The organism is Nocardia sp. NBC_01327 (assembly GCF_035958815.1).
Taxonomy (GTDB): Bacteria; Actinomycetota; Actinomycetes; order Mycobacteriales; family Mycobacteriaceae; genus Nocardia.
The window spans coordinates 2,139,241-2,160,408 of record NZ_CP108383.1; the positions used below are offsets into that span (position 1 = coordinate 2,139,241).

Sequence of the window (21,168 nt, forward strand, 5' to 3'; positions counted from 1 at the left end):
AGGACATGACGAATGGCAATCACGCAGGTCGCTGTTTACGCGCATTTGAGCCCGGAGGATGTCGAGGCATTCGGGTTGGAGCTCGATGCGATTCGTCGTGATATCGAGGAGCGGCGCGGTACGAAAGACGCCGCCTACATCCGGCGCACGATCGGCTTTCAGCGCATTCTCGATGTGACGGCCCGTCTGGTCATCGCCTGCAGCAGCACCAAGCGCGGCTGGCTGCTGGGGACGACCGCCCTGGCGGCGGCCAAGAGCATCGAGAACATGGAGATCGGCCACAATGTGTGCCACGGCCAATGGGATTGGATGAACGATCCCGAAATACATTCCAGCACTTGGGAATGGGATATGGCCGGCGTCTCCGCGCAGTGGCGCTATTCGCACAACTATCGCCATCACGTGTTCACCAATGTCATCGGCATCGACGACGATATCGGTTTCGGCGTCATCCGGATCACCCGCGATCAGCAGTGGCATCCGCGGTCGCTGCTGCAACCGCTGCAAAACCTTTTGCTGGCAGCCACATTCGAGTGGGGCATCGCCCTGCACGGTCTGTACTCCGAACACGAGCGCGCGGCCGACGACATCGAGAAGTCCGCTCAGACAAAGGCTTTCCTCGGCAAGATCGTGCGGCAGGCCGGTAAGGACTATCTGCTCTTCCCGGTGCTGAGCGGCCGGCACTGGCGGCGCACCCTCACCGCCGATATCTCCGCCAATGTGCTGCGCAACCTGTGGGCCTATGTGGTCATCTTCTGCGGCCACTTCCCCGACGGCGCGGAGAAATTCACGCCCGAGGCGATCGAGGACGAGACCAAACCGGAGTGGTATCTGCGGCAGATGCTCGGCACCGCGAACTTCGACGCGGGCCCGGTGCTCGGCTTCATGAGCGGGCACCTTTCGCACCAGATCGAACACCACCTGTTCCCCGACCTGCCCAGCAATCGGTACCCCGAGATCGCCGTCCGGGTGCGAGCGCTGTGCGATAAATACGACCTCCCGTACACCACCGGCTCCCTGCCCCGGCAGTACCTGCTGACCCTCCGCACCATCCACAAGTTGGCACTGCCCGACTCCATGCTGCTCGCCACCTCCGACGACGCCCCCGAGACCTCCTCCGAACGCAAATTCGGCCCGCACCCCGCAACCGCCGTCGATGCGCCCACCGGCCGCCGCGGCCTGCGCACCGCGCTCGCCGAACGCGCCGGGCACCGGCGGATTCGCCGCGCGCGAGCAGCACAGGCGTAAACAGGCAATTCGCCTGGATCGGCCCTTCTGAACGCCCTTTCCGGCCTGACCGTCGAGCCTGGTCAAGGGGCGTAGCAGTGCGTCGCCGTGATCATCGGCTGGGTGCTGTCGTGACCGAGAACCGCCGGGCTAGCGCTCGAGCTTGGCGGCGAGGCGGGTTTTCACCGCGGGCCAGTCGGTGGCGGTGATGCTGAACAGGACCGAGTCGCGGATCCAGCCGTCGCGCATGACCATGTGGCTGCGGAGGATTCCCTCCTGGGTGGCTCCCAGGCGGGCGATTGCGGCCCGGGACGTGGTGTTGCGGAAGTCGGTGAGGAATTCGACGCGGTTGAGGGCTTCCGCTTCGAAGGCGCGGGTGAGCATCAGGAGCTTGGCTTCGGTGTTGACGGGTGTGCGCTGAAAGGATTCGGCGATGAAGGTGGCGCCGATTTCTGTGCGCCGGTGGGGGAGAACGATATTCATGAAACGGGTGGTTCCGGCGATCTTGCCGGAGGCGAGGTCGATGGTCGCGAATGGCAGCTGGGTTCCGGCTTCCCTTGCGGCCAGGGCATCTTCGATGAAACGGCCGACACCCTCGGGCTCCGGAACCAGCGTCACCGCCAGTTCCCACAGCCTGCCGTCGCTGAACGCCGCACACAGGCCGTCATGGTGTTCGGGGCCCAGCGGCTCGAGGCGGACGTGCGTGCCCTCCAGCACTGCCGGGCGCAGGCGGGCGGGGCTGTCGGTGGACGGTTCGCGGGTCGGCTGATGCTGCGGCATGGTCGTCATCATGCCGAGTCCGGGACCGTGCCACCCAAGGTGGGCGTGGTTCCGGTCGAGACCTGTTGGGCTGCTTGGGAGATGATGGATGCGTGTTGAGCATCTTCGATGAGGAATTCGCGCGGGACCCGTGGCCGGTGCTGCAGTCGCTGCGGGAGGGCGGCGGTGTGCATCGAGTGGCGACACCGGACGGGCCGCCCGCATGGCTGGTGACGCGCTACGCGGATGTGCGGGACGGATTGCTCGACGACCGGCTGTCCACGAATATGCGATACAGCCGGGGCGAGGACTATCGCGGGTTCGCGGTTCCGCCGCCGCTGGATGTCTTCCAGCGCAGCGAGCCGGAGGAATGGGGGCGACTGCGCAGCCGGGTGGTCGGTGAGCTGCGACTGGCCGGGGAATGGACCGAAAGGGCCGCACTGCTGGTCGGGAAGACCCTGGCCGAACTCGACGGTGTGACCGAATTCGATTTTGTCGAGCGCGTCGCGCTGCCGCTGCCCGCCGTGATTGTCGCGGAACTACTGGGGTTGCCCGATACCGAGCGGGATGCGTTGGCGGCGTGGGCGAATGCCACACTGCGCCCGGATTCCCTGCCGCGGGCCCGGGATACGCTGGCGGCAATGCAGCAGATCATCACCGCTGTCATCGCGCGCGGCCTGCGGGACGGCGAGGAGACGATGCTCGGCCGACTGGTGCGCGCCGAGATCGGCAGTGGGGGAGGGGATTCCGGGGATCTCGCCGGATTGCTGTTCTATCTGCTGTTCGTCTTCTACGAGGTGCTGATGGATGTGCTCGCCGGGGCGGTGCTCGTCCTCTCCGGCAGGCCCGGCCAGCTCGCGGAGATGATGTCGGCCCCCGATCGGTCCGGTCCGGTCGATGAATTGCTGCGCTTCCTGTCGCCGCAGGTGCTGGCGGGGCCGCGGTTCGCGGTCACCGATCTGCAGATCGGCGGTCAGCCGATCGAGGCGGGGCAGACGGTGCTGCTGTGCCTGGCGTCGGCGAATCACGATCCGGAGCGGTTCTCCGACCCGGCGGAATTGGAGGTGTGGCGCGCTCCCAATCCGCATGTGGCACTGGGTCATGGCGCGCACGCGTGTGTCGGCGCCGGATTGCTGCGGCCGGTGCTCGCGTCCGTGCTCGTGCAGATCTACACCCGGTGGCCGAAATTGCATGCGACCATTGATGATCGGGACGTGCCCTGGCGATCGGGCTTCCGCCATCGCGGGCCGCTCACACTGCCGGTGCGAGCGGAGGTGAGCTGATGAATGGGGCGAGCAGCTTTGGTCGCCCCATCCTGGACTTCGCACCTGAACGCTCTCGGATACCGCTGCCCTCCCCTTCGGAGGCAGCGATATCGGCGATCGATAACGAAGTAGGCACGAGTATATGATCGAGCTCACCTCGACTGTCAACTGCAGGAGACAAGATTAGAATGGTTGCCGCACAAGAGCATCCGTTCACCAGTGCTCTCAACAGTCTGATCGGCGGTATGCATCCGCCCGTGACCAGGGACGGCCGTGACGTGGAGATCACGCACCGGGCACTGGCCGAGGATATTCACAGCAGCACGGGCGTCGGTCTCTCGGCGAACTATCTGTGGAAGCTGCGGACCGGGCAGACGGTGAACCCATCGTTCGAAACGCTGGAGGCGCTGCGCCTGTACTTCGGCCTGGACAGTCTCGATCCGCTCACCAATCCCGAGCTCGCCGTGGCGCGCGGCCGCGAGTTGGCATTGGTCAACGCGCTCAAGGGAAAAGCCGAAGGCGCGGCGCTCGAACTGGTGCTGCGCGACGGGCTGGCCCACGGTACGGTGCGGGCCGACACCATCGCGGCCATGCTCGATGTGCTGCGGCGCATCGAGTCGGAGAACTACGGGGAAGACTTGTGAGCCATGCGGATCGCGGTCTGGGAGGGCTCGGAGAATGAGCATCCGATGATGGATCATCGCCGGCTGCGGCGTGAGCTGCGCGGGCTCGGACTGCCCGGCCGATTCACGGTGACCGAATTGGCGGAGACCCTGGCCCGGCGGCGCGGGCGGCCCCTGCGGCTGCGCCCGGAACCGTTCCCGGTGGCCGGACTCTCCGGAGGTCTGCTGGTGACGCGGGATATCGATTTCCTTGCCTACCAGAGCAATACCAGTGAACTGCACCAGGATCACATCGTCTGCCACGAGTTCGGGCATCTGCTGGCCGGGCACGAGCCGGTCACGGTGACCGGTCAGGATGCCCTGCGGCTGCTCGCGCCGAATATCGATCCCGCCGTGGTGCGCCGCATGCTGGGCCGCACCTGCTCCTCCGAGCGCGAGGAGCAGGAGGCCGAGCGCATCGCCGATCTGCTGATGGCACACCACATCACGCGCTGGACGCCGCGCGCGGAATGGGTACTGCCCGATAACGCGCCCGCCGATATTCGCAGTCTGCTCGATACCTTCGGTCCCGGAATCGACTGACGGCCGTGCAATTCGCCCTCGTCTACGGAAGTGTCGGAGCGCTGGCCGCCGGGGTTTGCCTCTGGCGGCTCATACTGGCCGCCCGCAATCCGCAAGCCACGGCCCGCTGGGCCGTTGTTGTCGCCATCGCCTGTACGGCAGTAGGTTTCGAGGCTGCGGTGCCGCAAACCTACGAGTGGATCGGGCGGGTCAGCGGAATACCCAATCTGGCGACGCTGATCGTCTACTCGGCCATCACCACCGCGGTCATGGCGCAGATCGTCTGGACGACGTATCTGATCGTGCCCGAAGCATCCGCCGACACCAGCCCACATATCAACAGCCGCAACGTGATACTGGTGAATCTGGCAGTGGTCGCGACGATGGCCGTGCTGTTCTTCGCGGCGCCGGTTCACGGCGAAAGCCACGCGACGGACTTCGACTATCACTATGCGACCACACCGATGGTCGATGCGTTCCTCTGCCTCTACCTGTGCGCGTACACCCTCGCGCTGCTGCGCATCATCATGCTGTGCCGCAGCTGGCTACCTGATGTGCGGGAGCAGCCATGGCTGCGCCGGGGACTGCGCCTGCTGGCCGTGGGCTCCGTCATCGCGGTCGGGTACAGCATCGGCAAAACCCTCGCGCTGGTGGCCGCATGGGCGGGAATCTCGGCCCGCCGCTTGAATATCGACATCGCCCCCGCCTTCGCCAGTATCGGCGCGGCCATCATGCTGTTCGGCTACCTGTGCCCGTCGCTGCTACCGCAGGCGATGGCCGGCATCCAGCGCACCCGCGCCTATCCCCGGCTGTATCCGCTCTGGTCGGCACTGTGCGCGGCCGCTCCCGAAGTCACGCGCGTGGTGCCGAATACCCGTGGAATCTCCCGCGATCGGCTGTACCGCCGGGTCATCGAGATCCGCGATGCCCTCCTGCTCCTGCAGCCGTATCTGAGCCCCGAAATCACCGCTCGGGCAGAGCAAGTCGCCGACGAGCTGAATATCCCCGCCGGCGAGCGAGCGGCGGCAGTAGAGGCCGCCCGCATCGCGCATGCCCTGCGCGCCTATCTGAGCGAGTCAGCTCCGATAGACGCCGGCGAGACCTTCCGCCGCCCCGACCGCCCCACCTTCATGGGCGAAATCGCCTGGCTGGTAGCAGTTTCCACCGCATATCACCGCTCACCGATCGTGGTCGCGATCCGAACCAGCGAAACCAGCACCTGACGGAATCGCCCTTTGCCGCTATCCTTTCCGATGCGGGCGTGGTGTTCGATATCCCCTTCATCGAACACCACGCCCGTCCAAACGCATTGACCTGCTGCGGATTCCGTGTAATTAGCGGGGCAGCACTCGGTAGTCAGAGGGGCAGTGCGGTCTCGCGCAATGTCCATGCGCCGCCGCGCTGGTGCAGGGTGGTGGCGCTCAGTGGCGGGATATCGATGCGCCAGAAGGATGTTGCGGGCGCGGACAGTGCGATCAGGATCGTGGCACGTATGACAGCGGGGTGCGTGACCGCGAGAATGCGCTGTGGGTCTTGGGCGAGGGTGTCCATCCACGTGCGGACGCGCTCGATGAGGGCGGTGATCGATTCGCCGTCGTGTGAGCGGTGATCCGGATCGGTCAGCCAGCCCATCAGCTGTTCGGGGGCGATATCGCCCATGCCGGAACCGGTCCAGGCGCCGCAATCCAGGTCGCGCAGTGCGGGTTCGGGGCCGGCGGTCAGGCCCAGCTGTGCGGCGGTCTGGGCCGTGCGGGCCTCCGGGCCGGCCTGGATCAGGTCGGCCCGGAGGGTGCTGTGATCAGCTTTCTGCACGGAGCGCAGGCCCAGCTCGCTGAGGGGTTCGTCAGCGGCGAATCGCGCCGCTGCCATGGCCTCGGTCATGGCGTGCGAGATCAGCGTGAGCCGGGTGACCGCGCTCATGCCGGGGAAGCCGCCGCGACGATCGGTGCGGGACTGGTCTGGCGGCCGAACAGGCGCGGCGCCAGGGTGGCGAATCCGACTCCGATGACCGTCCACAGAATCAGCTGGGCGGCAAAGGAATAGAACCGGAACAGGAACAGGTCGTCGGCCGGGAATCCGGGGTAGACGATCTTGCCGGACGGATCGGTCAGCGGCTGCGGCGTCTCGGTTGTGAAATCACCGAACTCGGACTTGTTGGCCGAGAGATGACCCAGCGACGGCAGCAGTGCGATCACGATGCCGACCACCACCGCGAAGGCCACGCCGGCCACGATCGTCGCGTTCCAGTTGCCCAGTCGCGCTTGCAGTCTGCGACCCAGCCAGATCGCGCCCAGCAGCAGAATGCCGGTGATCACGATCATTGCCACGTACAGACCCGTGCGCTCCTTGATGGTGTCCGGATGCCCGATCGACGGCGGATTGGCCGGGTACTTCAGGAACGGGACACCGTAGAACACCAGGAACATGCCACCGGCCACCACCAGCGCGAGATTGCGCGGGGTGAGCTTGCCGACCCGGCCGACGCATACGCAGTACGCGGTCGCGAACAGCGCGCCCATGGCGATGCCGAACAGGATCATGCCGAAGCCGATACCGACATTGGACTGGATGCCCCGGCTGAAGATCTCCGGGCCCATATCGGCCATCGGTTTGCCCGCGGCCTTGTCCAAGGCCATCTGGGCGTCGTCGCGGCCGGACTCGTAATCGATGGCGCGGCTGATGACCGGTTCAGCCAGGATGCGGGCGAACAGGAACGCCAGAAGACCTCCGAGCGCCCCTACGAGCAGGCCCCGGAAGATGATTCGCTTTTCCATTGTGTCGACTCTCTTCCCTGATTAATGGCAGGGGAAGCCGAGGAAATGCCGAGCGTCGTGCACGAACTCGTGCACATGCATATCGCTGCCGAAGATCGAGACAGCGCCCTGATCGATGCCGATGAAGTAGTAGGCGAGCAGCGCCAGCAAAGTGGTGCCCGCCAGCCACATGGCCGTCGTGGGGAGCGAAAGTGTTTCCACCCCGGATTGGGGGACGTAAGACGTAGCCATGAAACTCTCCTGAACCTTGCGGGGATGTACGCGTCCCCGGTCGTTGGTATTGCACGGCTCTTCGAGTGTCTGACTCGCACGTCCGGAAAGGGAAGTGCTCACAGTGGCGCGACCGTCCTGGGTTTGCACCAGGTTCCTCGAATCATCGCTCACATCACCATACGAAACCCCTGATGCGCTGGTCAATCGGGGTGCCAACAGATGAGATCGCGCCATCGCGCGGCGGCCGCGGGATCAGCCCGCCGCGGTGGGCACGTACGGGATGTTGAGGGAACTGTTGTCGTCCACCCGAATCGGTCGGCCCAGCTGCGGGAATGCCCGCTGTGCGCAGTCGGTGCGCTCGCAGACCTTGCAGCCCGCACCGATCGGCACCGCGCTGCGCGGGTCGTCGATCGGCAGGCTGTGCGAGTAGACGAGCTTGTGCGCGTATGCCAGATCGCAACCGAGTCCGATGGCGAAGTCGCGCTTCGGCGAGAGGAAGCCGGGCGTGTTCTCGTCGGTGGTGCGGGCCAGCCACAGGTAGTTGCGGCCGTCGGGCATGCGGGCGATCTGCCTGCGAATGCGCCCCGGCGTGGAGAACGCCTCGTGCACCACCCACAGCGGGCAGCTGCCGCCGACCCGGGAGAAGTGGAAAGCGGTGGCGGACTGCCGTTTCGAGATATTCCCGGCCCGATCGGTGCGGACGAAGAAGAACGGCACCCCGCGCTTCCCGGGTCGCTGCAGGCTCGAGAGCCGATGACACACCGTTTCGAAGCCGACCTCGAACTTGGCGGCCAGCAGTTCGATGTCGTAGCGCAAAGTCTCTGCCGCATCCCAGAATTGGGTGTACGGAAGGATGAGCGCACCGGCGAAGTAATTGGCCAGGCCGATGCGCAGCAGGCTGCGGGAGCGATCCGGCATGGTCTCGGCCTCGTCGATGAGATCGGCAATGGCCGGGCCCTGTGTGAGAAAGGCCAGCTGGGTGGCCAATTGGAAGGCGCGCTGACCCGGCGTGAGCCGGCGGGCCAGGGTCAGGACGCGGGCCTGCGGATCGTAGAGGCGCTTCGGGCCCGGATGGTCCGGGTCGTCGGTACGGATCACCACCGCGATGCCGTGCTGCTCGCGCAGCAGCAGGGTCAATTGCAGATCGAGTCCGCCGAGGGTGAGCCCGCTGCGGGAGAACAGTTCTTCGGCGGCGGCATCGAGCGCGGGCACATGATTGCGGCGATCGTAGAAGTAGTCGCGCACATCTTCGTAGGGCATGGCGACGGTGGGATCGCCTGGGACACCGTCGATTCCGGCCGATACCCGTTCGAGTTGCTCCGTCGCGCCGCGCAGCCGCCGATGCAGTCCCACCAGCATGCGCCCAGCAGCCGGGATGCGCGCCACCAGATCGTCGATCTCGGCGGTGGTGATTCCGGCGCCCTCGGCGTCTTCGGCGAAGACGTCCTGTAGGTCCGCGATCAGCCGGGCATCGGTATCGGCGGCGAAGAAACCCATATCGAGATCGAAACTTGAATTGAGCCGCAGCAGCACCGGCACCGTCAGCGGTCGCTGGTCGTGCTCGAGCTGATTGATGTAACTGACCGAAAGCCCGAGCAGCTTGGCCATCGCCGATTGCGAGAGCCCCCGCTGTTCCCGCAGCGTGCGCAACCTCCCGCCCGCGTACATCTTCTGCATGGTCGAAATCTAGCACTTCATACTTTTACAACTTTTACAAATTCACCGATTGCCTTCCACAAAAATAGGCATTTGCGGGGTATATCCCTCAATTCTCATGCTGTGTAGCGTGCGAAAAGTACCCGGTGAAATCGATGTCTGGAGGTCCTCGGCAGTGAAGAATCATCTCGTTCGCACGCACCGTTCCGCGGAGCAGTTCCCCCGCGAAGAACATCTCGCCTGGCGTATCGCGGAGGTTGCCGCGGATCCGGTGGCGGTCGCCGCGGAAACGCAGGAGATGATCATCAACCGGATCATCGACAATGCGGCCGTCGCCGCCGCCTCGGTGACCCGGCGGCCGGTGGCCAATGCTCGCGCCCAGGCGCTTTCGCATCCGTACCTGCCCGGCTCGACCGTCTTCGGCGCCGGCGGCTCGTACTCACCGGAGTGGGCCGCGTGGGCCAATGGAGTCGCGGTGCGCGAGTTGGACTTCCACGACACCTTCCTGGCCGCGGAGTACTCGCATCCCGGCGACAATATTCCGCCGATCCTGGCCGTCGCCCAGCACGCCGGCCGCACCGGCGCGGATCTGATTCGCGGCCTTGCCACCGGTTACGAGATCCAGATCGATCTGGTGCGCGCAATCTGCCTGCACGAGCACAAGATCGACCACGTCGCCCACCTCGGCCCCTCGGCCGCCGCGGGCATCGGCACCCTGCTCGGCCTCGAGACCGAGACCATCTATCAGGCCGTCGGCCAGGCGCTGCACACCACCACCGCGACCCGGCAGTCCCGCAAGGGCGAGATCTCCAGCTGGAAGGCGTACGCCCCCGCCTTCGCCGGGAAGATGGCCGTCGAAGCCGTGGACCGCGCGCTGCGCGGCGAGGGTGCGCCGTCGCCGATCTGGGAGGGCGAGGACGGCGTCATCGCCTGGCTGCTCGGCGGACCGAAGGCGGAGTACTCGGTGCCGCTGCCCGGACCGGGTGAGGCCAAGCGCGGCATTCTGGACTCCTACACCAAGGAGCATTCGGCCGAGTACCAGAGCCAGGCGCCCATCGACCTGGCCCGCCGCATGCGCGATCGGATCGGCGACCTCGACCAGATCGCCTCGATCGTGCTGCACACCAGCCATCACACCCACTATGTGATCGGCACCGGTTCGGGCGATCCGCAGAAGTTCGATCCCCAGGCCTCGCGCGAAACTCTGGACCACTCGGTCATGTACATCTTCGCGGTCGCCCTGCAGGACGGCGCCTGGCACCACGAGCGCTCGTACGCGCCGGAGCGGGCCCAGCGCCCCGACACGATCGAGCTGTGGAACAAGATCTCCACCGCCGAGGACCCGGAGTGGACCCGGCGCTACCACTCCACCGACCCGAACGAGAAGGCCTTCGGCGCGCGCGCCGAGATCACGCTCAAGAGCGGTGAGGTCATCACCGACGAGCTGGCCGTCGCGGATGCGCATCCGCTGGGCGCGCGGCCGTTCGCCCGCGAGCAGTACATCGCGAAATTCCGCACGCTCGCCGAGGGCGTGATCGAGCCTGCCGAGCAGGACCGCTTCCTCGAGGTAGCGCAGCGCACCGCCGAACTCTCCGCCGCCGAACTGTCCGGACTGACCTTCACGGTCTCCGAAGACGTGCTCGCCCGCGCCCCGAAGCTGCCGAAGGGACTCTTCTGATGACAGGTCTGCTCGCGGCGGCCACCTCGGCCGCGGACAAGCGCGCGGCGTTCCGCGCGGGACTCGCCTCCGATCGGATCCAGCGTTACCCGGGTGCGTTCAATCCGTTGGTGGCCAAGCTGATTCAGGAGATCGGCTTCGAAGGCGTGTACGTCTCCGGTGCGGTGCTCTCCGCTGAATTGGGGCTGCCCGATATCGGACTCACCACGCTGACCGAGGTGGCGGGGCGCGGTCAGCAGATCGCTCGTATCACCGATCTCCCGGTGCTCATCGATGCCGATACCGGCTTCGGCGAACCCATGAGCGCGGCGCGCACCGTGACCGTCCTGGAGGACGCCGGCATTGCCGGATGCCACCTGGAGGACCAGGTCAACCCGAAGCGCTGCGGACATCTCGACGGCAAAGCCGTTGTCCCGACCGCGGAAATGGTGCGACGGCTGCGTGCGGCGGTCTCCGCCCGGCGCGATCCGAACTTCATCGTCTGCGCCCGCACCGATGCCGCCGGAATCGAGGGCATCGACGCGGCCATCGAGCGGGCCAGGGCATACGCCGACGCGGGTGCGGACCTGATCTTCACCGAGGCGCTCACCGAGGCCGCCGACTTCGAGAAGTTCCGGGCCGCGGTCTCAACTCCGTTGCTGGCCAATATGACCGAGTTCGGCAAGTCCGAACTGCTGTCGGCGAGCACGCTGGAGTCGATCGGTTACAACGCGGTGATCTACCCGGTCTCCACACTGCGACTGGCCATGTACGCCGCCGAGACCGGGTTGCGCGAAATCTTCCAGACCGGCACGCAGGCCAAGCTTCTCGATCGTATGCAGCATCGCAGCCGGCTGTACGAGCTGCTGGAGTACGAGCGCTACAACGAATTCGATTCCGACATATTCAATTTCGCTCTCGAAAGGGATCAGTGATGACGGATACCGCGGTACCGGCCATCTACAAGGGGCTCGCGGGTGTGGTCGTGGATACCACCGCCATCTCGAAGGTGGTGCCCGAGACCAACTCTCTGACCTATCGCGGTTATGCGGTGCAGGATCTGGCCGCCAACTGCACCTTCGAGCAGGTGGCATTCCTGCTCTGGTCCGGAGAACTGCCCTCCGTCGCCGAGCTGGAGCGTTTCACCCAGCAGGAGCGGGCGCTGCGGCGCGCCGACCGGTCGCTGCTGTCGCTGGTGACCAAGCTGCCCGAGAACTGCCATCCCATGGATGTGGTCCGGACGGCGATCAGCTACCTCGGTGCGGAGGATCCGCAGGAGGACGACAACTCCCCGAAGGCTAACCGCGCCAAGGCCCTTCGCATGCTGGCCGTGCTGCCGACCATCGTGGCCGCCGACCATCGCCGTCGCCACGGCCTGGACCCGATCGCCCCGCATTCGCACCTCGGATACGCGGAGAACTTCCTGAATATGTGCTTCGGGAAGGTCCCCGCTCCGGAGCTGGTCAAGGCGTTCGAGGTCTCGCTGATCCTCTACGCCGAGCACAGCTTCAATGCCTCGACCTTCGCCGCGCGGGTGGTCACCTCCACGCTGTCGGATATCTACAGCGCGGTCACCGCGGCGATAGGCGCGCTCAAGGGCGCGCTGCACGGCGGCGCCAATGAGGCCGTCATGCACGACATGCTCGAGATCGACGATCCCGCGCTGGCCGAGCAGTGGCTGCGAAACAAGCTGGCGCACAGGGAAAAGGTGATGGGCTTCGGCCACCGGGTCTACAAGAACGGTGACTCGCGAGTGCCCACCATGAAGAAGGCTTTCGTGGATATCGCCGCCGCCACCGAGGGACAGAAGTGGGTGCGCATGTACGAGAACCTCGAGCGCACCATGAACGAGGCCACCGGGATCAAACCCAATCTCGACTTCCCGACCGGCCCCGCGTACTACCTGCTCGGCTTCGATATCGAGATGTTCACCCCGATCTTCGTCATGAGCCGCATCACCGGCTGGACCGCCCACATCATCGAGCAGGGTGAATCCAATGCCCTGATCCGGCCGCTGAGCGAATACGTCGGCGTGCCACAGCGTTCCATCGTCGCCTGACCGCCCCCCATCCGAATACGACGAGGTTGACCGACGAATGTTCTCCAAGATCCTGGTAGCCAATCGCGGCGAGATCGCCATCCGTGCCTTCCGGGCCGCCTTCGAGCTCGGTGCGGGCACCGTCGCGGTCTTCCCGCACGAGGACCGCAATTCCCCGCATCGGCTCAAGGCGGATGAGTCCTATCAGATCGGCGAGGTCGGCCATCCCGTTCGCGCCTACCTGTCGGTCGGCGAAATCATTGCCGCCGCACAGCGTTCCGGTGCGGATGCGGTGTATCCGGGATACGGGTTCCTGTCGGAGAATCCGGAGCTGGCGGCGGCCTGTGCCGCAGCCGGAATCACCTTCGTCGGTCCTTCCGCTCAGGTGCTGGAGCTGACCGGTAACAAGGCGAGTGCCATTGCCGCGGCAAGAGCGGCGGGGTTGCCGGTATTGGCCTCCAGCGCACCGTCTTCGGATGTAGAGGAACTGCTGACGGCAGCCGAGAGCATGCATTTTCCGGTGTTCGTGAAGGCTGTGGCCGGTGGTGGCGGGCGCGGTATGCGCCGGGTCGCGGACAAGGCGCAGTTGCGTGAGGCCATCGAAGCCGCTGCGCGGGAGGCGGAGTCGGCGTTCGGTGATGCGACGGTGTTCCTGGAGCAGGCGGTGATCAATCCTCGTCATATCGAGGTGCAGATTCTTGCTGATCAGCGGGGCAATGTGATTCATCTGTTCGAGCGGGATTGTTCGTTGCAGCGGCGGCATCAGAAGGTGATCGAGATGGCGCCCGCGCCGAATCTGGATCCTGCACTGCGGGAGCGGATTTGCGCGGATGCGGTGGCATTCGCGAAGGAGATCAACTATTCCTGCGCGGGGACGGTGGAGTTCCTGCTGGATGAGCGTGGCAATCACGTATTCATCGAGATGAATCCGCGTATTCAGGTGGAGCACACGGTGACCGAGGAGATCACCGATGTGGATCTGGTGCAGTCGCAGATGCGGATCGCGGCGGGGGAGACGCTGGAAGATCTTGGGTTGAGCCAGGATTCGATCGTCATCCGTGGTGCGGCGTTGCAGTGCCGTATCACCACCGAGGATCCGGCCAACGGCTTCCGCCCGGACACCGGTCGTATCACCGGTTACCGCAGTCCCGGCGGCGCGGGTGTGCGCCTCGACGGCGGTACCAATGTTGGTGCCGAGGTCGGTGCGTACTTCGATTCTATGCTGGTGAAGCTCACCTGCCGCGGCCGCGACTTCCAGACCGCCATGGCCCGCGCCCGGCGGTCGGTGGCCGAATTCCGCATTCGCGGTTTGGCCACCAATATCGGTTTCCTGCAAGCGGTTCTCGATGATCCGGACTTCCGGGCCGGACGCGTCACCACCTCGTTCATCGATGAGCGGCCCGGGTTGCTCACCCAGCGGACGTCGGCCGATCGCGCTTCCAAGATTCTCGAATTCCTGGCCGATGTGACCGTGAACAAGCCGCACGGCGTGCGGCCGACCAAGGTCTATCCGCACGACAAACTGCCCGCCATCGACACCACCGTGCCGCCGCCGGCCGGATCGCGGCAGCGACTGCTCGAACTCGGTCCCGAAGGTTTCGCCCGGGCGCTGCGGGCGCAGCCCGGTGTGGCGGTCACCGACACCACCTTCCGTGACGCGCACCAGTCCCTGCTGGCCACCCGCGTGCGGACGAGCGGACTTCTCGCCGTGGCGGGGCATGTCGCGCGTTTGACGCCGGAGCTGCTGTCTATCGAATGCTGGGGTGGCGCAACCTATGACGTGGCGTTGCGGTTCCTGTACGAGGATCCGTGGGAGCGGTTGGCCGTACTGCGTGAAGCCGTGCCGAACATCAACTTGCAGATGCTGCTGCGCGGTCGTAATACCGTCGGCTATACGCCCTACCCCGAAAAGGTCACGCGCGCTTTCGTTTCGGAGGCAACAGCGACCGGCATCGATATCTTCCGAATCTTCGACGCTCTCAACAATGTCGATCAGATGCGTCCCGCTATCGACGCTGTCCGCGAAACCGGCACGGCTGTAGCGGAAGTCGCTCTCAGCTATACCGGAGACCTGTCGGATCCCGGCGAAGACCTCTACACCCTCGACTACTACCTCGAGCTCGCCGAGCAGATCGTCGAGGCCGGAGCGCACATCATCGGCATCAAGGACATGGCGGGCCTGCTGCGCGCGCCCGCCGCTGCCACACTGGTCACGGCGCTGCGGCGGGAGTTCGACCTGCCGGTGCATGTGCACACCCACGACACCCCGGGCGGGCAGCTCGCCACCTACCTCGCCGCCTGGCAGGCCGGTGCCGACGCTGTCGACGGTGCGAGTGCGCCGATGGCCGGTACCACCAGTCAGCCCGCGCTGTCGGCAATTGTTGCCGCAGCGGCGAATTCACCGCACGATACCGGGCTGAGCCTGCAGAACGTGTGTGACCTGGAGCCGTACTGGGAGTCGCTGCGCAAGGTGTACAGGCCGTTCGAATCCGGGCTGCCGGGACCGACGGGACGCGTGTACACCCATGAGATTCCCGGTGGGCAGTTGTCGAATCTGCGGCAGCAGGCGATTGCGCTGGGTCTGGGTGATCAGTTCGAGGAGGTCGAGGCCAAATATGCTGCGGCCGATCGTCTTCTGGGTCGTCTGGTCAAGGTGACCCCGTCCTCGAAGGTCGTCGGCGACCTGGCCCTGGCGCTCGTCGGCTCCGGTGTTGATGTCGAGGATTTCGCTTCCGATCCGGGTCGTTACGACATTCCGGATTCGGTGATCGGTTTCCTGCGTGGTGAACTCGGCACTCCGGCCGGTGGCTGGCCCGAACCGTTCCGCACCCGTGCGCTTGCCGGTCGTGGTCCGGCCAAGCCGGAAACCCAGCTCACCGCCACCGACGAAGTAGGCCTCTCGGGCAGTTCAGCACAGCGCCGATCCACGCTGAACCGCCTGCTGTTCCCCGGCCCCACCACGGAATTCCTCTCGCACCGCGAGAAATTCGGCGATATCTCGGCCCTCTCGGCGAACCAGTTCTTCTACGGCCTCCGCTACGACGAGGAACACCGTGTGCAGTTGGAGCCCGGTGTAGTGCTGCTGATCGAGCTCGAAGCCATTTCCGAACCGGACGAGCGCGGTATGCGCACGGTCGTCTGCCTGCTCAACGGTCAGCTGCGGCAGGTCTCGGTCCGCGATCGCTCCATTGCCGGCGCGGTCCCGGCCGCCGAGAAGGCCGATAAGACCGATCCCGCCCATATCGCGGCTCCCTTCGCGGGAGTGGTCACTCTGGCTGTCTCCGAGGGCGACTCGGTCCGCGCGGGCGACACCGTCGGCACTATCGAGGCCATGAAAATGGAGGCCGCCATCACCGCTCCCCGCGGCGGTGTCGTCGTGCGGGTCGCGATCGGTGCGGTCCAGCAGGTCGACGGCAGCGACCTACTGGTGGTGGTCGCCGCGGGATGAGAACTGGACAAGAAATCTGCTCGCCGCACGGACATACTGTGGCGTGGGAATTTTCAAGCCCAGGTGCCCGGTAGGGGAGCTGGAGCGGCTCTGGGTCGAAGAGATGATGAGCTGGTGTGCAGCTCAATTCGGCCCTAGAACACTGCGAACGCCGGTAATCCTGCCGACGCCCGACTTCTTCCCCGGCTCCTACACCGGGACCGAGCAGGAGATCCGCTCGCTGGTCGGCAATGTGAGCCGATATATGGGCGTGGGCCGGGATCGCATTGTGGTGGAGCTGCATTCGGACGCCGATGTCCTGCCGGACAACCTCGCGTTTCTGGCGGGGTCCACACACGGCGAGGCCGGCCACTACCGCCTGGAACACGGCCGCGCGGTGGTATCCATCGATATGGCGCATATGCGCTCACCGGTCACACTCGTGGCCACCGTCGCACATGAACTGGCCCACGAACGCCTACTCGGCGAGCGCCGCATCGACCGCTCCCGCCACGACAACGAGCAGCTCACCGACCTGGCAACGGTCTACCTGGGCCTCGGCGTATTCAATGCCAACGCGGCCTTCCAATTCTCCCAGACCCGCCGCGGCTGGCACTCCCAGCGCCTCGGCTACCTCTCCCAGCCCATGTTCGGCTACGCCCTGGCCTGCTGGACCACCATGCGCGGCGACCCGAAACCCCGCTGGGCCAACCACCTGGACCTCAACCCCCGCGTCTACATGAAACAGAGCCTCAAATACCTGAAGGCAAACCCCGAAGCCCTGCCCGACCGTCCCGTGCCCAGTTCCGAATCCTGAGCTGCGGCCGCATCGATCACCTGGAAAACACTGACGGCGTAGCGAAATCGCTACGCCGTCAGCTATCAGGCTGGGGTCAGAGGCTGACGCCGAAATCGGTGGCGATGCCGGCCAGGCCGGAGGCGTAGCCCTGACCGGTGGCGCGGAACTTCCACTCGGCGCCATTGCGGTAGAGCTCGCCGAAGACCATGGCGGTTTCGGTGGAGGCGTCCTCGGACAGGTCGTAGCGGGCCAGTTCGGTGCCGTTGGCGCGGTCGACCACGCGGATGTAGGCATTGCGGACCTGGCCGAAACTCTGTGCGCGGGTGTCGGCCTCGTAGATCGACACCGGGAACACGATGCTGTCGATGGTCGGCGGGGTGTTGGCGAGATCGACATTGATGACCTCGTCATCGCCTTCGCCCTCACCGGTCTTGTTGTCGCCGGTGTGCTCGATGGTGCCCTCCGGCGACTTCAGGTTGTTGAAGAAGACGAAGTGCCCGTTCGAGACGACCTTCTTCTCCGGGTTCAGCGCGATGGCGCTGGCATCCAGATCGAAGTCGGTCCCGGTGGTGGTCCGCAGATCCCAGCCCAGGCCGACGGCCACCGCGGTGAGGTTCGGGGCCTGCTTCGTCAGCGATACGTTGCCGCCCTTGGTCAGACTGACACCCATTGTGCTTCTCCCATCGATTATTACGGCGACCTGCCTCCGAGTCGCCATTGCACGGAGTTCGACCCCGCACCGCGTTCAACGTCGTTGTGCACGGGATGGTTCCGGCTCGGGTGCGCCGGGCGCGGCTCGCAGTGACCGGGGGTCGTGTTCCGTATCACTTCGGAATAGCCTGGCTATGGTCCAACGTTAGCTTGGTTGCCGCATCAACCAATGGTGCGTGATGGCGTCAGCACTGACACTCGGCCTATTCGAAGGAGTTTCGATGTCCACTGAAATCAAGACCCTGACCCCCGGCACCTGGGTGATCGATCCCGCCCACTCGACCCTGGGCTTTTCGGTACGACACCTCATGGTCAGCAAGGTCCGCGGCCGCTTCACCGATTTCTCCGGCAAGCTCGTCGTGAACGAGGACGGGACCGCGTCGGCCGAGGCCGAGATTCGCGTCGACTCCGTGACCACCGATAACGACCAGCGGGATGCGCACCTGCGCACCGCGGACTTCTTCCATGCCGAGCAGTACCCGGTGGCGACCTTCAAGTCCACGGGTTTCCGGGTCGACGGTGACGACTTCGTGGTCGACGGTGATTTCACGATCCGCGGCACTACCAAGCCGGTGTCGCTGAAGGTCGAATTCCTCGGTGTGAACCCGGGTATGGGCCACGGCCCGGTCGCCGGCTTCGAGGCCGAGACGGTCGTGAGCCGCCGCGACTTCGGCATCGACATCGATATGCCGCTGCCCGACGGCGGCGGTGTGGTGGTCGGCGACAAGATCACCCTGAGCCTGGAGGTCGAGGTCGGCCTGCAGTCCTGAGGTACATGCTGTTACGCGGCGGAAACCGGAGCGCCACAGCGGAGCTCGAATATCTTTCGAATGATCGAAAATATTTCCGATGTCACTCCGGTCACCGCTGATCTGGTCCTCGTCTGCATCGATGTGCAGCAGGACTTCGCACCGGCGCGGGGCGGGGATGGTGGTGAGGCGCCGGAGATCACCGCCCTCCGAGCGCTGATCGACACCGCCCGCGCGTACCGCGTCCCGGTCGTCTTCATCCGCGAGCTGCACCATCCCAGCCACACCGACCTCGGCCGCGAAGTGGACGGGGTGGAAGACCTGCACACCGTCGAGGGCACGCCCGGCGCCGACTACGTCCCCGGATTCGGCCCGCTCCCCGCCGAATACGAGGTCCGCAAACGCCGCTACTCGGCATTCTTCGGCACCGACCTCGACATCATCCTGCGCGGATACCAGGCCCGCACCCTCATCCTGACCGGCGGCCTCACCGACGTCTGCGTGCACTACACGGCAGTCGACGCCCACCAGCACGACTATCACTTCCGAGTGGTTCAGGACGCGGTCTACGGCTCTTCCGCCCCGGCTCACGCAGCCGCGCTCGAGGCCATGGCCTACCTGCAGCGCGATGGAGTCATCACCGCCGGCGAGGCGGCGGGGCTCCTCGAAAAGGGTGCGCTTCGGAGCTAAGCCACGGGCTTCAGTCCAGTGGGGACTATCAGTCCCAGTTCTGCTGCGCGCGCACCGATCTGGAACCGGGTGGTGACATCGAGGCGCTGCATGATGTCCGCGACGTGGCGGCGGTAGGTGCGGAGCGAGACCGCGAGCTGTCGTGCCGCCACCTCGTCGGTGAGGCCGTCGTTGAGGGCGCCCAGCACTGCCAGGGCGGTGTCGTCGAAATGCTGGCGGTCGGGGCAGTAGTAGCTCAGCATCGCGGCCGATTCCCAGGTGAGCAGGGTGAACTGGTGGATCGCACGGATTACGTTCGGCTCCCGGATCAAGAATATGTAAGGGCTTGTGGCGCCGGCGCCGCTCCACAGCACCGCGATCTCACGGTCGACGATGAGCGCGTTGTGGAAGGTACTGTTCGTCACCCTGGCCGTGGCTCCGATCGTGACGTCTGCGGGCACCTCGCCTCGCGTCGCCAGGAACTCTGGCGAATAGAGCAGTCGCACTTGTCTTCCGGTCGCGACAAGGTCGTGCATGACAACCTGTGCGGGCAGATAGTCCGACTGCGGATTGATCGGGTTCGACACCGCGAGCAGTACCTCCGTGCGGACCCGCTGCAGCAGCCGCGGCATCGCGTCGTTGCTCCAGTTCTCACCGGGAACGAGGCGGACTATACCGCCGGTCGGCGTCCTGAATTCAGCTGACTCGGGGACGCTGAGAGCTGACAATTGTTGTGATTCCTGCTTGTTCATGGCACGGCCTCGGTATTGTTCTGAGGTGCTGGAATGAACCAAGGCTGCTCTGGCTTGCTAATCACCCGCCCAAGCGATGTTACTGGCAGTTCCTGCGGGTCGCAAATCTTCTCCGGTGAACTCCTGTTCGCGCAGTTGAAGGTGCAACGTACGGGTGCGCCCGCACGCGTGCCACAGTCGGCCGGTTCGGTCAAGCGCTGCGATCTGTTTGGCAAAAGGCTGCCAACAGGGGCTTTGGCGAGGTCAGCGCGTTGGTAGTTTCTCGTTGTCACTGAATCGGTGCCCAAAAGATTGCTATTTCTGCACACAAGGCATCGAAATCCAACCTCCGTACATCGACGCATGAGGCCTCGGCGCATGCCGATGCAGGAAAGCGGAATGAGGTTCGCAATGAATACCAACGACAATTACACATCGACAATCGAACTACCGGATTCTTCGAATGTCGTGGTCAATATATTTCCTTCCAAGAATGCGGCCGGTGCGCCCGTTATCGTGGTCTGGCCCGGGATCGCCGCTCGGGGGACTTCGTATTTCACACTCGCGACGGAACTGAGCCGCCGCGGCTTCACCGTGGTGGTCGGTGAACTGCACGGTCAGGGCGAATCATCTCCGCCGCCCGAAAGGTCCAGCCGTTACGGCATGCACGATCAGATCATCTACGACTACCACCTCGTCACCGAATACGCGCGGGGTCTCGATCCCGCTGCGCCCGTGTACGTGCTGGCGCACAGCTTCGGTGGTCAATTGGCGGCCTGCCACGTGGCACGTGATCCGCGTATCAACGGACTGATTCTCGTCGCGTCCGGTCTCGCACCCGTGGACGAGTTGCGTGCCTCGACGTGGCGGTGGTTGCTGGCCCGGGCGATGGTGGGTTTCGTGGCGCGCACCGGATTGGTGCCGCCCACCAAAATGCTCGGCCGGCCGACGCGCGGCATGGCAAAGGATATCGCCCGCGTGGTGAGGACCGGGAAGTTCGAGCTGCACGGTGCCGAGTTCGACTACGAAGCGGCGATGGGGCACAGCGAGGTCCCGGTGCTCGCCGTCAACTTCTCCGGTGATCGCCGGATTTCCGGCCGGCAGACCGACCTGCTGGTGAACAAGTTCGGACGTGCCCCGGTGCGGCGCATCGTCATCGATGAGGGACTGGGGCACACGTCCTGGCTGAAGGCGCCGGAACCGATTGCGGCAGTGGCCTCCGCCTTCATCGCCGAATCGGCTGGCAGTCCAGAAGCGTCCGTAGAGGCCGTGGCATGAGCGGCCGAGAACTCGACAATTCGATCGCTGT

At 65.2% G+C, this 21,168-nt stretch carries 20 protein-coding genes and 1 riboswitch; of the genes, 13 read left to right on the forward strand and 7 right to left on the reverse strand.

What is annotated here, in order from left to right:
* Positions 1-12: 12 nt before the first annotated feature.
* A complete protein-coding gene (locus OG326_RS09295) occupies positions 13-1,248 on the forward strand; it encodes a fatty acid desaturase family protein (RefSeq protein ID WP_327144202.1) in 1,236 nt (411 codons plus the stop codon).
* 129 nt (positions 1,249-1,377) lie between these two features.
* Here OG326_RS09295 and OG326_RS09300 read toward each other — a convergent pair whose 3' ends face one another.
* Positions 1,378-2,007, reverse strand: a complete 630-nt coding sequence (locus OG326_RS09300; protein ID WP_327144203.1) for a GNAT family N-acetyltransferase — start codon at positions 2,005-2,007, stop codon at positions 1,378-1,380.
* Between the two features lie 95 nt (positions 2,008-2,102).
* Here OG326_RS09300 and OG326_RS09305 point away from each other — a divergent pair, with 95 nt between their 5' ends.
* From OG326_RS09305 to OG326_RS09320, 4 genes are all read left to right on the forward strand, one after another.
* Entirely contained in the window at positions 2,103-3,269 is a 1,167-nt protein-coding gene (locus tag OG326_RS09305; RefSeq protein ID WP_327144204.1) for a cytochrome P450, read from the forward strand.
* 170 nt (positions 3,270-3,439) lie between these two features.
* On the forward strand, positions 3,440-3,895 hold the full coding sequence (locus OG326_RS09310; protein WP_327144205.1) for a hypothetical protein: 456 nt from the start codon (positions 3,440-3,442) through the stop codon (positions 3,893-3,895).
* Between the two features lie 3 nt (positions 3,896-3,898).
* Complete coding sequence (locus OG326_RS09315) at positions 3,899-4,456, forward strand: hypothetical protein (RefSeq protein ID WP_327144206.1); 558 nt, start codon at positions 3,899-3,901, stop codon at positions 4,454-4,456.
* A 5-nt stretch (positions 4,457-4,461) separates the two neighbouring features.
* Entirely contained in the window at positions 4,462-5,658 is a 1,197-nt protein-coding gene (locus OG326_RS09320; RefSeq protein WP_327144207.1) for an MAB_1171c family putative transporter, read from the forward strand.
* Positions 5,659-5,791: 133 nt separating this feature from the next.
* On the opposite strand, the gene OG326_RS09325 is transcribed toward OG326_RS09320, so the two are convergent.
* From OG326_RS09325 to OG326_RS09340, 4 genes are all read right to left on the reverse strand, one after another.
* Positions 5,792-6,355 (reverse strand): histidine phosphatase family protein, encoded by a 564-nt coding sequence (locus tag OG326_RS09325; RefSeq protein WP_327144208.1) that lies wholly within the window; start codon positions 6,353-6,355, stop codon positions 5,792-5,794.
* Positions 6,352-7,209, reverse strand: coding sequence for a CbtA family protein (locus tag OG326_RS09330; protein WP_327144209.1), 858 nt, complete (start codon positions 7,207-7,209; stop codon positions 6,352-6,354). The genes OG326_RS09325 and OG326_RS09330 overlap by 4 nt, the downstream gene beginning before the upstream one ends.
* A gap of 21 nt (positions 7,210-7,230) precedes the next feature.
* On the reverse strand, positions 7,231-7,440 hold the full coding sequence (locus OG326_RS09335) for a CbtB domain-containing protein (protein WP_327144210.1): 210 nt from the start codon (positions 7,438-7,440) through the stop codon (positions 7,231-7,233).
* 38 nt (positions 7,441-7,478) lie between these two features.
* A riboswitch (cobalamin riboswitch) is annotated at positions 7,479-7,617 on the reverse strand.
* 57 nt (positions 7,618-7,674) lie between these two features.
* Positions 7,675-9,099 (reverse strand): short-chain fatty acyl-CoA regulator family protein, encoded by a 1,425-nt coding sequence (locus OG326_RS09340; RefSeq protein WP_327144211.1) that lies wholly within the window; start codon positions 9,097-9,099, stop codon positions 7,675-7,677.
* Between the two features lie 154 nt (positions 9,100-9,253).
* Here OG326_RS09340 and prpD point away from each other — a divergent pair, with 154 nt between their 5' ends.
* The 5 genes from prpD to OG326_RS09365 are packed head-to-tail and all read left to right on the forward strand — an operon-like array spanning position 9,254 to position 17,017.
* A complete protein-coding gene (prpD, locus tag OG326_RS09345; protein ID WP_327144212.1) occupies positions 9,254-10,756 on the forward strand; it encodes a 2-methylcitrate dehydratase PrpD in 1,503 nt (500 codons plus the stop codon).
* The gene (prpB, locus tag OG326_RS09350; RefSeq protein ID WP_327144213.1) at positions 10,756-11,670 is read left to right on the forward strand and encodes a methylisocitrate lyase; all 915 of its coding nucleotides are present in this window, start codon (positions 10,756-10,758) and stop codon (positions 11,668-11,670) included. The genes prpD and prpB overlap by 1 nt, the downstream gene beginning before the upstream one ends.
* Complete coding sequence (locus tag OG326_RS09355) at positions 11,670-12,794, forward strand: bifunctional 2-methylcitrate synthase/citrate synthase (RefSeq protein ID WP_327144214.1); 1,125 nt, start codon at positions 11,670-11,672, stop codon at positions 12,792-12,794. Before prpB ends, OG326_RS09355 begins: the two co-directional genes overlap by 1 nt.
* A 37-nt stretch (positions 12,795-12,831) precedes the next feature.
* Complete coding sequence (locus OG326_RS09360; RefSeq protein ID WP_327144215.1) at positions 12,832-16,221, forward strand: pyruvate carboxylase; 3,390 nt, start codon at positions 12,832-12,834, stop codon at positions 16,219-16,221.
* Between the two features lie 43 nt (positions 16,222-16,264).
* A complete protein-coding gene (locus tag OG326_RS09365; RefSeq protein WP_327144216.1) occupies positions 16,265-17,017 on the forward strand; it encodes a hypothetical protein in 753 nt (250 codons plus the stop codon).
* Positions 17,018-17,093: 76 nt separating this feature from the next.
* Here the strand turns inward: OG326_RS09365 and OG326_RS09370 are convergent, their stop codons facing one another.
* Positions 17,094-17,669, reverse strand: a complete 576-nt coding sequence (locus OG326_RS09370) for a TerD family protein (RefSeq protein WP_327144217.1) — start codon at positions 17,667-17,669, stop codon at positions 17,094-17,096.
* Positions 17,670-17,931: 262 nt separating this feature from the next.
* Here OG326_RS09370 and OG326_RS09375 point away from each other — a divergent pair, with 262 nt between their 5' ends.
* Together OG326_RS09375 and OG326_RS09380 are read left to right on the forward strand one after the other, a co-directional pair.
* Positions 17,932-18,480 carry a YceI family protein gene (locus tag OG326_RS09375; RefSeq protein ID WP_327144218.1) on the forward strand — a complete coding sequence of 183 codons (549 nt, stop codon included), beginning with the start codon at positions 17,932-17,934 and terminating at the stop codon, positions 18,478-18,480.
* A 60-nt stretch (positions 18,481-18,540) separates the two neighbouring features.
* Positions 18,541-19,149, forward strand: coding sequence for an isochorismatase family cysteine hydrolase (locus tag OG326_RS09380; protein WP_327144219.1), 609 nt, complete (start codon positions 18,541-18,543; stop codon positions 19,147-19,149).
* Here OG326_RS09380 and OG326_RS09385 read toward each other — a convergent pair.
* The gene (locus OG326_RS09385) at positions 19,146-19,760 is read right to left on the reverse strand and encodes a hypothetical protein (protein ID WP_327144220.1); all 615 of its coding nucleotides are present in this window, start codon (positions 19,758-19,760) and stop codon (positions 19,146-19,148) included. The genes OG326_RS09380 and OG326_RS09385 overlap by 4 nt on opposite strands.
* Before the next feature lie 510 nt (positions 19,761-20,270).
* On the opposite strand from OG326_RS09385, the gene OG326_RS09390 reads away from it, so the two are divergent.
* Entirely contained in the window at positions 20,271-21,137 is an 867-nt protein-coding gene (locus OG326_RS09390; protein WP_327144221.1) for an alpha/beta fold hydrolase, read from the forward strand.
* The last annotated feature ends 31 nt before the right edge of the window (positions 21,138-21,168 follow it).

What these genes read in the sequence shown, in the direction of transcription:
- OG326_RS09295 (WP_327144202.1), top strand. Translation starts at nt 13, where the DNA reads ATGGCAATCACGCAGGTCGCTGTTTACGCGCATTTGAGCCCGGAGGAT.
- OG326_RS09315 (WP_327144206.1), top strand. Translation starts at nt 3,899, where the DNA reads ATGCGGATCGCGGTCTGGGAGGGCTCGGAGAATGAGCATCCGATGATG.
- OG326_RS09310 (WP_327144205.1), top strand. Translation starts at nt 3,440, where the DNA reads ATGGTTGCCGCACAAGAGCATCCGTTCACCAGTGCTCTCAACAGTCTG.
- OG326_RS09375 (WP_327144218.1), top strand. Translation starts at nt 17,932, where the DNA reads ATGTCCACTGAAATCAAGACCCTGACCCCCGGCACCTGGGTGATCGAT.
- OG326_RS09390 (WP_327144221.1), top strand. Translation starts at nt 20,271, where the DNA reads ATGAATACCAACGACAATTACACATCGACAATCGAACTACCGGATTCT.
- OG326_RS09335 (WP_327144210.1), bottom strand. Translation starts at nt 7,440, where the DNA reads ATGGCTACGTCTTACGTCCCCCAATCCGGGGTGGAAACACTTTCGCTC.
- OG326_RS09340 (WP_327144211.1), bottom strand. Translation starts at nt 9,099, where the DNA reads ATGCAGAAGATGTACGCGGGCGGGAGGTTGCGCACGCTGCGGGAACAG.
- OG326_RS09355 (WP_327144214.1), top strand. Translation starts at nt 11,670, where the DNA reads ATGACGGATACCGCGGTACCGGCCATCTACAAGGGGCTCGCGGGTGTG.
- OG326_RS09360 (WP_327144215.1), top strand. Translation starts at nt 12,832, where the DNA reads ATGTTCTCCAAGATCCTGGTAGCCAATCGCGGCGAGATCGCCATCCGT.
- OG326_RS09370 (WP_327144217.1), bottom strand. Translation starts at nt 17,669, where the DNA reads ATGGGTGTCAGTCTGACCAAGGGCGGCAACGTATCGCTGACGAAGCAG.
- OG326_RS09385 (WP_327144220.1), bottom strand. Translation starts at nt 19,760, where the DNA reads ATGCCGCGGCTGCTGCAGCGGGTCCGCACGGAGGTACTGCTCGCGGTG.
- OG326_RS09380 (WP_327144219.1), top strand. Translation starts at nt 18,541, where the DNA reads ATGATCGAAAATATTTCCGATGTCACTCCGGTCACCGCTGATCTGGTC.
- OG326_RS09330 (WP_327144209.1), bottom strand. Translation starts at nt 7,209, where the DNA reads ATGGAAAAGCGAATCATCTTCCGGGGCCTGCTCGTAGGGGCGCTCGGA.
- OG326_RS09325 (WP_327144208.1), bottom strand. Translation starts at nt 6,355, where the DNA reads ATGAGCGCGGTCACCCGGCTCACGCTGATCTCGCACGCCATGACCGAG.
- prpB (WP_327144213.1), top strand. Translation starts at nt 10,756, where the DNA reads ATGACAGGTCTGCTCGCGGCGGCCACCTCGGCCGCGGACAAGCGCGCG.
- OG326_RS09300 (WP_327144203.1), bottom strand. Translation starts at nt 2,007, where the DNA reads ATGCCGCAGCATCAGCCGACCCGCGAACCGTCCACCGACAGCCCCGCC.